Source organism: Acinetobacter sp. SAAs474 (assembly GCF_032823475.1).
Taxonomy (GTDB): domain Bacteria; phylum Pseudomonadota; class Gammaproteobacteria; order Pseudomonadales; family Moraxellaceae; genus Acinetobacter.
Genome location: NZ_CP127915.1, coordinates 2,912,771 through 2,925,546, shown reverse-complemented (window position 1 = coordinate 2,925,546; position 12,776 = coordinate 2,912,771). Strand labels below are relative to the sequence as shown.

At 36.7% G+C, this 12,776-nt stretch carries 12 protein-coding genes and 1 tRNA gene; 10 read left to right on the top strand and 3 right to left on the bottom strand.

The window, feature by feature from the left end; all coding sequences use genetic code 11:
* Positions 1-120 precede the first annotated feature (120 nt).
* The 3 genes from QSG86_RS14595 to rpmE all read left to right on the top strand — a co-directional run bounded on the left by QSG86_RS14595 (position 121) and on the right by rpmE (position 3,186).
* Entirely contained in the window at positions 121-2,259 is a 2,139-nt protein-coding gene (locus QSG86_RS14595) for an AmpG family muropeptide MFS transporter (protein ID WP_317032164.1), read from the top strand.
* 21 nt (positions 2,260-2,280) lie between these two features.
* Positions 2,281-2,682: a lactoylglutathione lyase gene (gene gloA / locus QSG86_RS14590; RefSeq protein ID WP_317032163.1), complete on the top strand. Its 402-nt coding sequence runs from the start codon at positions 2,281-2,283 to the stop codon at positions 2,680-2,682.
* 279 nt (positions 2,683-2,961) lie between these two features.
* Positions 2,962-3,186 (top strand): 50S ribosomal protein L31, encoded by a 225-nt coding sequence (gene rpmE, locus QSG86_RS14585; RefSeq protein WP_004662919.1) that lies wholly within the window; start codon positions 2,962-2,964, stop codon positions 3,184-3,186.
* Between the two features lie 63 nt (positions 3,187-3,249).
* Here rpmE and QSG86_RS14580 read toward each other — a convergent pair whose 3' ends face one another.
* Complete coding sequence (locus QSG86_RS14580; protein ID WP_317032162.1) at positions 3,250-4,938, bottom strand: hypothetical protein; 1,689 nt, start codon at positions 4,936-4,938, stop codon at positions 3,250-3,252.
* Between the two features lie 46 nt (positions 4,939-4,984).
* Positions 4,985-5,998 carry an EF-P beta-lysylation protein EpmB gene (epmB, locus tag QSG86_RS14575; RefSeq protein WP_317032596.1) on the bottom strand — a complete coding sequence of 338 codons (1,014 nt, stop codon included), beginning with the start codon at positions 5,996-5,998 and terminating at the stop codon, positions 4,985-4,987.
* Positions 5,999-6,308: 310 nt separating this feature from the next.
* Between epmB and efp the strand changes: the two genes are divergently transcribed.
* From efp to QSG86_RS14550, 5 genes are all read left to right on the top strand, one after another.
* Complete coding sequence (gene efp, locus QSG86_RS14570) at positions 6,309-6,878, top strand: elongation factor P (protein ID WP_317032161.1); 570 nt, start codon at positions 6,309-6,311, stop codon at positions 6,876-6,878.
* Positions 6,879-7,078: 200 nt separating this feature from the next.
* Entirely contained in the window at positions 7,079-9,181 is a 2,103-nt protein-coding gene (locus QSG86_RS14565; RefSeq protein ID WP_317032160.1) for a carbon starvation CstA family protein, read from the top strand.
* Between the two features lie 13 nt (positions 9,182-9,194).
* Complete coding sequence (locus tag QSG86_RS14560) at positions 9,195-9,497, top strand: YbdD/YjiX family protein (RefSeq protein ID WP_317032159.1); 303 nt, start codon at positions 9,195-9,197, stop codon at positions 9,495-9,497.
* A gap of 201 nt (positions 9,498-9,698) precedes the next feature.
* Positions 9,699-9,775 (top strand) — tRNA-Val (locus QSG86_RS14555).
* 154 nt (positions 9,776-9,929) lie between these two features.
* Positions 9,930-10,073 (top strand): hypothetical protein, encoded by a 144-nt coding sequence (locus tag QSG86_RS14550; protein WP_317033364.1) that lies wholly within the window; start codon positions 9,930-9,932, stop codon positions 10,071-10,073.
* A gap of 246 nt (positions 10,074-10,319) precedes the next feature.
* Here the strand turns inward: QSG86_RS14550 and QSG86_RS14545 are convergent, their stop codons facing one another.
* The gene (locus QSG86_RS14545; protein WP_317032158.1) at positions 10,320-10,709 is read right to left on the bottom strand and encodes a hypothetical protein; all 390 of its coding nucleotides are present in this window, start codon (positions 10,707-10,709) and stop codon (positions 10,320-10,322) included.
* Between the two features lie 915 nt (positions 10,710-11,624).
* Here QSG86_RS14545 and QSG86_RS14540 point away from each other — a divergent pair.
* A complete protein-coding gene (locus QSG86_RS14540) occupies positions 11,625-12,221 on the top strand; it encodes a biliverdin-producing heme oxygenase (protein ID WP_317032157.1) in 597 nt (198 codons plus the stop codon).
* A 25-nt stretch (positions 12,222-12,246) separates the two neighbouring features.
* On the top strand, positions 12,247-12,672 hold the full coding sequence (locus tag QSG86_RS14535) for a YbaN family protein (protein WP_317032156.1): 426 nt from the start codon (positions 12,247-12,249) through the stop codon (positions 12,670-12,672).
* The last annotated feature ends 104 nt before the right edge of the window (positions 12,673-12,776 follow it).

The window sequence follows — 12,776 nt, the reverse complement described above, 5'->3', positions numbered from 1 at the left end:
TCAAGCAAACAATTTGCATTTATTCTGATTTTTTTTGACTGTTTGCAGAAATCGGGTTGAAACGATTTGCATTAAGCGTTTGAATAGCGCTTATTGATATTGCCAAAAATAATGAGCCGAATGACAACCGCTTCAACAGGATGGAAAGCAGCCTTTTCTGCATTTTTAGATCGCCGTGCCTTGATTATGCTATTTCTTGGCTTTTCTGCAGGGATCCCTATTTTATTAATTTTCTCAAGTTTATCGCTATGGTTGGGAGAAGCAGGGATTGAGAAAAGTGCCATCACTTTTTTTAGCTGGGCAGCTTTAGGCTACTCATTTAAGTTTGTTTGGGCCCCTTTAATTGATGAGTTGCCAGTTCCTTTTTTAACCCGAAAGCTGGGGCGTCGACGTGCATGGTTGTTGATTGCACAATTGCTGATTATTGTCGCTATTTTTATTATGGCTTATTCGGATCCTTCTTTGGGGCAAAGCTATTTATATCAAATGGCCTTTGGTGCGGTGTTACTCGGGTTTTCTGCTGCGACGCAAGATATTGTCATTGATGCTTACCGAATTGAACTTGCTGATACACAAATGCAAACTATTTTAGCATCAACCTATAATGCGGGATATCGTATCGGTATGATCATCGCGGGTGCTGGTGCTTTATTTCTGGCCGCGTATTTAGGAACGTCGAAAGGCAATTATATTTACCAAGCATGGAAATTAACCTATTTGGCGATGGCGGCCGTGATGTTGGTCGGTGTAGTCACTACATTGATTGTACGTGAACCACAGGTTGAACGTATCCGCAAATCATATCGTAAAGTTGATTATTATCGCTTGGTTTTGGTTTTTTTTATTACTGTTTTAGGTTTTGTCGGTAGTTATATTTCTGCAGATCAGCTGATTCTTTATGTTAAAACTACCGTGGAAATTTCAGATGCATTGACTTTATTTGCCTTGGAGGCCGTCCGTTTTATTGGTTCAGGCATTGTTGCACTGTGTATCGGTATTCTGTTGGTTAAAATTGGCGTTGTAAATAAACAAATGGCCTATGACACTTGGGTCAATCCGATTGCTGATTTTTTTCGGCGCTATGGCGTTAAATTAGCACTGGTTTTATTGTTATTAATTGGCTTTTACCGTATTTCTGACATTATTTCAGGGGTGATTTCCAATGTGTTTTACCAAGACCTGAACTTTACCAAAGAACAAATTGCTGAAGCAGTTAAAGTATATGGTGTAATTTTTAGCTTATTGGGTGGTTTTTTGGGGGGATTACTGGCACAGCGTATGAATATCATGAAATTGATGTTTGTCGGTGCAATTTTGGCCAGTATGACCAACTTAATTTTTATTGGTTTAGTAAAGTCAGGGACCCCTTTAGGTGATGTGACTGTTCAGGTTGGTAATCAGCATTATGTGGCACATCCTGATGAGGTCGGTTTATGGTCTATTCAGATACCGAGCCAAGTATTCACGCAGTCAGATCATATTCAAGTGGGCGTACAGTATCAAAATCAGCCCGCAAGTTTAAGATCATTTACCTTACCTTATTTATTGGCACAGAAGCAGCCACAAATATTATTATTACCGATTGCTTCAGATGATCACTTATCTCCACAGGAATTAAAGCAGGGGGTTGTGATACGTGGGCAATTGGCTGGCATAGATCAGCAGCAGCTTGATCCAGAAAAACCGGTTGTTTTAACGTTAGATGGACAGACATTTGTTGCTAAGCTGGATACAAAGCAAATTTTTAGTGCGGTGATTGATGCAGACGCATTACAACGATCAGCAAGTAAAGAAATTATTGCAACCGTTACATTGATACCGCAAAATAAAGTGTTAAAAACCCAAAGAAGTTACCAATTTAGCTCTGGAAAACCTGAATTGGGTGTTGATTTACATGAAATTCCCCCAGTTTCATTGGATATGAAAAATATAGAAATTCAAGGAAAAGTCATTAAATCTTATAGTTCAACGTGGCTTTATTTTGCGATTGTCGTTGATAATTTGGCTGCTGGATTGGCTGGTGCAGCATTTATTGCATTTTTGTCAAGTTTAACCAGTGTGTCATTTACAGCAGTTCAATATGCAATCTTTAGTTCATTAATGACCTTAACACCTAAAATTTTAGGTGGGTATTCGGGTACCATTGTGACTAAAATTGGTTATCCAGATTTCTTTTTGATGACCACTTTAATTGGTATCCCTATTTTATTTTTGGTGATTTGGGTGGCCAAGTTATTGAAACAACATCAACAGTCTTAAAGAGAAATAGGAAGATAAGACATGAGAATGTTACATACCATGTTACGTGTAGGCAATTTAGAACAATCTTTAGCATTCTATACCGAAGTATTAGGCATGACATTGTTACGTAAACGAGATTATGAGGAAGGGCGCTTTACACTTGCATTTGTTGGTTATGGTGATGAAGCCTCAAATACGGTGCTTGAACTTACCTATAACTGGGATACTGCACAATACGATTTAGGCAATGGCTATGGTCATATTGCAATTGCAGTCGATGATGCATATCAAGCATGTGCAGACATTAAAGCACGTGGTGGAAAAGTGGTACGTGAGGCTGGACCGATGAAAGGTGGCGTGACGGTAATAGCCTTTGTTGAAGATCCAGATGGTTATAAAATTGAATTGATTCAGCAAGATGAACATGCTCGTAATAATTAACGGATGTGTTGGTTGAATGACCTGCACTGAGGGCAATCTGGATTTTGATGATCCGCTAAAGAATATTCGCATCTTGTTTAAGATTCGCGTATAATAATGGCACTTGTTGTGCTTAGCTCTGACGGTATCCGTCTCGGTGGGCCAAAAGAATGGTCTGTTATGGTGTTGATCTGCTGAATTATTCATCGTGTGATGTTGATTTAGGCCTTTTCCTCATTTAATGAGAGTGATCAATTGCGATACAGCAAAACCTTCTTTAATTTTATGGAGTAATCGACGATGCGCGCCGATATTCACCCAAAATATGAAAAATTAGTTGCGACTTGTTCATGTGGTAACGTGATTGAAACTCGTTCAGCGCTAGGTAAAGAAACTCTTTATCTTGACGTATGTTCAGCTTGTCACCCATTCTATACTGGTAAACAAAAGAATGTAGATACAGGTGGCCGTATCGACAAGTTCAAACAACGTTTTTCTGGCATGTCACGTTCAATCAAACGTTAATTGTCAAATTAAAAAAAACGGGCCAATTGCCCGTTTTTTTTATGCGATAAATTTTGAATATAATCATGGAACTAAATACTGATCTAATATCATTTTATCTTGAGCAGACTCTAGCTCAATACGAAATCCGATGGTATTTGTTGTAATAAAAACAGTTGTCCCTAATGAGATGCGTAATAGTGCTGTTCCTAAATGAAGCCAGAGTTGAGTCTGTGGTTTAAAAATACTGTGATTGGGAACAATTAAAGTCGTATAGGTGGGGGTTATGATTGTATTTTGGATCAAAATAGCAGGATAGCTGATCTCCGATATTCTGACTTCATGATCTACAATTGCTACTATAGCGGCTGCCAAATGCTGTGCTAACAGCTCTAATCCCATTTCAGTATGTTGATCAGCAGGTGATTTAATCCAACGAATTAAACCTGCGAAGCAAGGATTTAATTGATTTTCTTGCATTAAAATAAATTCACCGACTTCAATATGGGCGGGTTTTTTGCCTGCCCAGCGAATACGATAGCCTCCTGCTATACTTCTATCAATGATACTCACGCGATAAGCTTTTGCTGTGATCACGTTTAAAGGATGTTGAATATCTACAAGTTTTGGCCGCGTGGTCGAGAAGGGGGAGCGGTGTGTCATATCCTGCGAGTGGTTGAAATATCTGTTGAACTGTCGCTGATGTCTTGTATTGTGCCCTAAGTAATGATGCGCAACATCAAAACCAATATAAAGATTGAGCATGGCATGATCAGTAAAACGTATATAGCGACGTCCAGTATTTTGTGTTAATAAATGATGAATATGAAAATATAGTCGGGGGGATAAATATACTTTCTCATGCGCTGATGTACGATACTGTTGCTGATTATTTTGATCAAGATGTTGTAATAAATGATGACTCACAACAAAAATATTACTTTTTTGATTGGGTTGCTGATCATGGATTGGAGGAAGATCTTGATCTGCATCTATAGAATAGCGCGATAAGATCGTTTCTTTGTGCGAAATAGCAATCAGTTTAGCCCAATCTATACTGCATAGATAAACCGTATGCATATCTAGATTTGGTAGTTGATGGAGATTGAGTATGCTGAGTAATATCAGATGCGCATACATTTGACCGATAGTATGCAGTGGATAGGCTGTATTTTGGAGACGATTAATATTGATGTTCTGATCATGCTGTTGCATGGCAAGATACATTAATTGATGTGCGATATACCATTGTTGAGCGACCGCTGTCGTACAGAAGCGTTGTTGTTGATAAAGTAAGTAACTTAATTGTTGTAGTGCATAATAACTGGCCAAGATCGTGGCAATACGCAGCATTTTTTTTGATTTAAATTGATAAAATGCCAAACGCCGTGTGTGGCGTTGTTGATGGCAATCTTGAGCAATATGAAAATGAATTTTGATATATTTTGCACGAAGTAAAAACAATAATTCTATTAAATGATTTTGCCGTTGAGGACTCAGCAATGCCGGTTGCAGCGCATATTTTTCAATACGGTTAACTACTTGTTCATAGTATGGATACAGGGTTTGAACTAGATTAAATCGCAGTATTGCCTCACAATTAAGTTCGGAAATTTCATTTAAGGCTTGAAGTAATGCCTTGGCAGCATGTCCCAGTGCTAAATGATTTAATTGAGTTGCCCAAGTAGATAAACCTTCTATTGAGCTTTGACAAAAACTCAGATCATTACGAATAAGTGGATCTGAGTGTTCTAAAGGATTAAAAGTTTGCATGCCTTATTATTATTTTTTTAATTTAAGTATGAATCATATATGGATACTAATATAAGGCACCAAAAAGTGGCGTCTTATTTTTTTCACCTGCAATTTCTCGAACCAATTTAGGCACTAAATAACCGGGTAAGCTGGCCAATAAATCGGAATAAATTTGTTTGACGTCATGGTCGGGAAGATCAAAATGATGTGCGCCTTTGACCTTGTCTAATACATGTAAGTAATAGGGCAAAATGCCTGTATCAAAAAGTTTATAGCTAAGTTCAGCTAAAACGTTGGCACTATCATTAACACCATGTAATAACACAGCTTGATTGAGTACGCTAATATTTTCCTGTACCAATGCATTGAGTTTTCTGCAGGTAAAGTCATCCAGCTCATTGGCATGATTGCAGTGTACCACGACAATAATACGCAGCCTAGTGCTTTTCAAGAGCTGAATAAATTCATCATCAATCCGATTGGGGATGACAATTGGTACTCTAGAATGAATACGTAAGTATTTTAATTGTGGCACGCTTGCTAAGCGATCTAACCAAATTTTTAATTTGCGATTCGATAATGTTAGTGGATCACCACCACTTAAAATCACCTCATTAATCTGCGGCTGACTTTGAATATATTGTTGAATATGTGGCCAATCATCGTTTTTAGGTAAATTTTCTTGATATGGAAAATGTCGACGGAAGCAATAACGGCAATGTACTGCACAAGCACCTGTTAAGGTAAGTAAGAAGCGTGATTGATATTTGTGTAACACACCGGGTTGTTGATTTGCTTGCTCTTCCCCTAAAGGATCTGTTACAAAATCTGGATGATCCTTCAGTTCTAAATGATGTGGTAAAATTTGCAATAACAATGGATCGAGTGGGTTGCCAATCTGCATTTTATTGACAAATGCACGAGGTACACGCAGTTTAAATTGCATTGACGCAAGAATTGCACCAGATAAAAGTTGATCAGCAGATAATTGCAGTGTTTGAAGTAAATCTAAAGGATCAGTAATAAGTTCACTGAGCTGAGATTGCCAATTTTTTTCTTGATACAAATAGTGGGTCATAACACGAATGAATAAAATACTTACTGTCATTGTAAATAAATTATCGCAACATAATGGATATTTTTTCTAAAATGTATGGATGAAATCCTTGAAAATTCTGCGTAAAGCTGAGAATTAGGCTGAAGCGAGTATTTTATCAAGATATGCAAGCCTTCGGCAGAGGATTTTCATTGCTTCGTTATGGCTTGCTCATTTACAATACGCAGCATGAAAAAAATGTCGTATCAATACCGATAAAGTTGTTAAGCGCTTTTGTCAGTAAGTTGCGCGATATTAATATTTAAGTTAATTAGTTTGGAGTGCGCCAGTCATGGCCTATTATTCTACGAATGATTTCAAGTCAGGCCTTAAGGTTATGCTTGATGGAAACCCATGTTCAATCATGGAAAACGAATATGTTAAGCCAGGTAAAGGTCAAGCATTTAACCGTGTAAAACTACGTAATCTTCGTTCGGGTAAAGTGTTAGAAAAAACATTTAAATCGGGTGATTCACTAGAAGCCGCAGACATTGTAGAAGTTGAAATGGAATACTTATACAATGATGGTGAAATGTGGAACTTCATGGATCCTGTATCGTTTGAACAAATTGCTGCAGATAAAGTCGCGATGGGCGATGCCGCAAAATGGTTAAAAGATGATTCAAATGAAAAATGCACTATTATGTTGTTTAATGGTGTCCCTTTAAACGTGAGTGCACCAAACTTTGTCGTACTTAAAATTGTTGAAACAGATCCAGGTGTTCGTGGTGATACTTCAGGTGGTGGCGGTAAACCTGCTAAACTTGAAACTGGTGCTGTCGTACGAGTCCCTTTATTTGTACAACAAGAAGAAAGTGTTCGTGTAGATACGCGTACAGGCGAATATTTAGAACGTGCATAATGGTCAGTAAATGGACTATTATAGCAAGGGATGATGAAAATCATCCCTTTTTTAATGATGCTTTTTCCTAACTTAATGCCAAAGTATTAGATAGAAAATAAAATAAGGAGAGTAAAGTCTCACAATCAAAACTGCAGCGCCTCTAAATAGAAAAAATTGATGCGGATTTATTAAATAGCGTATTTAGATGAGGAATTGACATGGAATCAGTTCAACCGAAGTTATCAATCACTTCAAAACTCATATGGCTTTTTGTGGCTATATTGGGTGCAATATCTTTCGGAATATTAGCAATCAGTCGTGGTGAGCATGTCAATGCAGTTTGGCTAATTCTAGCTGCAATCTGTGTATATAGTATTGCTTATCGTTTTTATAGTTTATTTATTGCCAATAAAGTTTTTGAATTAAATGCACGACGTTTAACACCAGCACATCGTCTTGCAGACGGTCTGGACTATGTACCCACCAATAAAAGTGTACTTTTTGGTCATCATTTTGCTGCAATTGCAGGTGCAGGACCATTGGTTGGACCAATTTTAGCTGCACAAATGGGTTATTTACCGGGAACTATTTGGTTGCTGGTCGGGGTCGTATTGGCGGGCGCAGTTCAAGACTTTTTGGTTTTATTTATTTCTACACGCCGTGATGGTCGCTCTTTAGGCGAGATGGCCAAGCAGGAACTAGGTTCTTTTGCGGGTATAGTCGTCATGTTGGGCGCCTTAGGTGTGATGATTATTATTCTTGCAGTATTGGCTTTGGTGGTGGTAAAAGCATTAACCAATAGTCCTTGGGGCGTCTTTAGTATCGCGGCAACAATTCCTATTGCAATTTTTATGGGCATTTATATGCGTTTTATTCGCCCAGGTAAAATTGCAGAGGTTTCCATTATTGGCTTTGTGCTGATGATGGCAGGTATTATTTATGGTGGAGAAGTTGCACAGCATGCCTTTTGGGGACCATTTTTTACCTTATCAGGGACTGAATTAACATGGTGGTTGATTGGTTACGGTTTTGTTGCTTCAGTATTACCTGTATGGTTATTATTGGCACCACGTGATTATTTATCTACCTTTTTAAAAATTGGTGTTATTGCTGGTTTGGCTGTAGGTATTTTATTTGCCATGCCAGAAATGAAAATGCCTGCAATTACACAGTTTGTTGATGGTTCTGGCCCTGTATTTGCTGGTGCCTTATTCCCATTTTTATTTATTACTATTGCATGTGGTGCTATTTCTGGTTTCCATGCTTTAGTGTCTTCAGGTACAACACCTAAACTGATTAATAACGAAAAAGACATTCGTATGATTGGTTATGGTGGTATGCTGATGGAGTCATTTGTTGCGATCATGGCATTGATTTGTGCCACTATTTTGGAACCCGGTGTATATTTTGCAATTAATGCACCAGCAGCAGTGATTGGTACTACAGTAGAATCAGCATCTGAAGCAGTACGTCAGTTAGGCTTTGTGGTCACACCAGAAACACTGACCTTACTGGCAAAAGAGGTGGGTGAAAGTACGATCTTATCGCGTACAGGTGGTGCACCAACGTTTGCGATTGGTATGGCACATATCATTACCGATATTTTTAATAGCCGTGAAATGATGGCATTTTGGTATCATTTCGCGATTTTATTTGAAGCATTGTTTATTTTAACTGCTGTTGATGCAGGTACACGTGCTTGTCGCTTTATGGTACAAGATACGGTAGGTATTGTTATTCCAGCGGTAAAACGTTCAGGTAATATCTTTGGTAATTTATTAGGTACTGCTGTTGCTGTAGCGGGTTGGGGATTCTTTGTTTATCAAGGCGTCGTTGATCCACTTGGTGGAATTAACAGTTTATGGCCATTATTTGGTATTGGTAACCAAATCCTCGCAGCAATGGCGTTAATTTTAGGTACGGTCATTTTGTTTAAAATGAAGAAGCAAAAATATGTTTGGGTTACCATCATCCCAACAGTCTTCTTATTTATTACATCGATGACTGCAGGTTGGCAAAAGATTTTTCATGAAAATCCAAAAATTGGCTTTTTGGCACAAGCCGATCGTTTTTCAAATGCGATTGCTGCAGGAGAAATCCTAAAACCAGCGAAAACATTTGAAGAAATGCAGACAATTGTTTTATCAAATCAAATTAATGCAGCATTATGTGCATTCTTTATGATTGTGGCAATTGTGATGTTAATTGCTGCGATTGGTGTGATTCGTCGTGCATTAGCAAGTCCTGTACCAACAGTTCATGAAGCAGAGGCGGTATATGCTGATCCTGCTGAACTTGATCCGCCGAAAGTTACACATTAATAGGAGAGTGGCGATGAAGCTTAAATTTCCTCAAAGTGGTAAAACGGTCATCTATAAAATCATTAAAATGACGGTTATGTCGCAAAAAGATTTAATTCTTAATCCAAAGAATTGGTCTCGTATCGCGACACTCTGGCAAAGATTACAGCAAAGCTTTCGTTTAATGGTCGGTGTACCAGATTATCAAAATTATCTGGAACATATGAAAAAACATCATCCCGATCTAGAGGCAATGGATGCAAAAACATTTTATCGTTATTGTGTCGATGCACGTTACCCGAGTGCCGGTGGTGGCATAAAAAAATGCCCATGTTAGTGCGATATATCAGTTAGGTTTGATCTAGGCAACATACTTTGCGATGTTGCCTTTTTTATTCTGTAAATATGATGATCAGTATAAATGTGATAAAAAAATATACACAAATTCTTTACTGATTAAAACTTATGCATGTAAACATATCCTTATCAAAAAAAGCTTGTTTTTTTTGTTAAAAATGCATAATATGCCATCCATTCTAGGTGTATAGCTCAGTTGGTTAGAGCGCTACGTTGACATCGTAGAGGTCTCCAGTTCGAGTCTGGATATACCTACCAAGATATATAAAGGGTTTACAAGCAATTTCAACGACTTGTGGGTCCTTTTTTTATGTCTGTAAGAATATATGCTAATATCGGGCTATTCGGCTTAAATGGTGAAATACCCCGATTCTGCCGAATAATTTACGTCAAGCATTTTGAGTTTTACGTCATGAAAATCCTCAAACCAAGAAAACGTGGTGAAGCCTATTACATTGAGATAATGATTAATGGTAAGCGTTCATCTGCAACTCGTGACACAGCTAAAGAATGCGAACAATGGGCAGCTCAAAAATTACTTGAAGCAAAAGTATAAGTGCTTTACCAAGCATTAATTTTACATTTTTATTAGATATATCATTAAGTAGAGCGTCAATGAAAAAGCTTGTAATAAAGTATGTCGCAGCTATATATACCAAAATTTCGGGGATTATGCCAAAAATCGGCTTTCCTGTAGAAGTATTGATAAATATAAAGTAAGCAACCCCATATAAAAAAGCTAAACTTACAACAAGAATGATCCAGTGAATTGTTTCGTTCATTTTAATTTTTCTATCCAGAGTTAAATTCTTTTGCTTTTTCTCATATAAATGAAAACACCAATCTGTAGAAAAATAAAATAGGATAATTCCCTTAAAAGATTATTTAGAAAGCTTAAATCCCCGCCAATCGTGTTTGTTATGAGCAACAATATTATTAGAACGATATGTAAATATAGAGGTTTAGCCCCTTTCTCTTTTGCAGCACTTGAGGCATTACAATATCCAATTATTATCGCCCCAAACATGACGACAAGAATTGCAGAACCAATTCCAAGATATGTATAGGGAGGAGTTAGGGGAGCATTATCTAAAATAAACATCACGATACCAGCTATAAGTATTAAGCCTAAAAATGATAAAACTATATTTTTTATATAAAAACTTAGCGAAGAGAATTTAAGTGTTTTCATAATTATATTTATAAATGATAATTATTTACAATAATAGCAAAATAGTTAACTATTTAAAATTTAATATTTTCTAAAATTAACATCATACACTTGATACAAAACTTTTATATTTTAATATATTTTTCAATAATTTAATTGCATTAAAGTAACACTATTATTTAATAAGGACACTTTTATGTGGTTTTTCATCGTCTATGATGATTATCTGAACAATGTTTCACGATATTATTAAGTTTTAATTGAGACAAGCATGATGATTTTCAATAAGTTTTGACAATATTATTATAAAAAATAAGATTTTTAATACTTTATCTTCATTTTCGATTCATGCTACTTCGCTATTATAAAACGATCGAACAAACCTCAACTCTTTCTCATAAGGCAAAGAGTTTTCAGCCACAACAATACCCCTCCGTTGTGGCTTTTTTTTATCCAAACCATAGGGTTTAAAGAACTTACTCAAAAAGCCTCCTTTCGCTGGCTCTTCCTCAATCTGCTTTGCTACAGAAATATGCTTATTCTTAGCTTTTGCTTGGGAGCATTATTATTCAAATTCGGCTGTTTATTGTACTAAATATATTAAATATCGCTTAAAAAATAAAAAAAATTAGTAAAGGGTGCACATTTAGTGAATCTCATTCGTCTATATCTATAAGGAAAGACTTTATTATCTTGAAGTTGTTTAAGAAAGAAGCAGCATTGTATTTGCTCTAGAGTACATGCATTCAGTTTATAGAATAATTGAAGGCACTTTTATAGACGGAATAAGCATGAAAAAGCAGGACAGCAAAGTCGATAGATCTTACCTTAAAGGAATAATCCAGCGATGGAGCTTATGGTCGATTTTATTGTTTCACTAAAACATGAGCATGGCTTTACCGTATATAACCCTATTTTAAATCAAGGAATATAAAGATGAATATATCTACAGAACATATGATTCAAGATCGTTTAATGTGGCGTCTTAAGCAAGAAACATCGAGTGAACATGATCGTATGGAAGTACTGATGCAACGTGCAGGAGTATTTGAAAATCAAGAAAATTATGCTCAATTTACCTTATCGCAATATTATTTTCAAAAAGATGTAGAACATTTATATCAAGATGAAAAAGTGCAACAACTGATTCCTGATTTAGCTGTACGTGGTCGTTCTGATGCCGCATTACATGATTTAGCTGATTTGGCTTTAGTACCTCAACAACAAAAACCAGCAACAACATCCGTGACTTATCCTGAATCCTTGGGATGGATCTATGTCTCTGAAGGTTCAACATTAGGTGCTGCATTTTTATTTAAACAAGCCCAAGCCAAATTTGGTTTTGATGCTGACTTTGCAGCACGTAATTTGGCTGCATATCCAGAAGGTCGAGCAATTGTATGGAAGCGCTTTAAGCAAACTTTAGATGATGCTCACTTTACGATGCAAGAAAAAAATCAAATTGTACAGGGTGCATTGCAAGGATTTAAGCGCTTTGGAGATTTATTGGCAGATTTAAAAAATTTGAAATAAAAATAGGGTGGGTATAGGAATAAATATGAAACAAGTTGAGTCAACACAAAAGTTAAATTTAGCTACTAACTTAGAAAATCCTAAATTGGCAAAATCGTGGATGATACGTTGGTTATGCATTGTATTGGCTTGGCTATGTTTGATATTGGGCACATTAGGTCTGATTATTCCTGGGTTGCCTAGCTTTGATTTTTATTTTTTGGCGACGATATTTGCAGCAAAAGGTTCAGCAAAATTACATGCTTGGATTGTCAATCATCCTATGATGGCGCCAATTTTAAAACAATGGCAAACCGACCGGACTTTACCCTTTAAGATAAAAATATTGTCATTACTGAGCATGATCTTGGCAGTCACCTTGGTTGTCATGACAATACCTCATCTCATATTTGTGGCTATTTTGCTGGTGATCATGGTCAGTGTTCAATGCTGGATATGGTTGAGAACTTGAAGGTGTCAATTTAAGCATAATGATGAATCCTTAGATCGAATATGTATCGGATTTTTAATATTGAATCATGTCAAATAGCATTTGATGCCAAAATTTAGCGCATC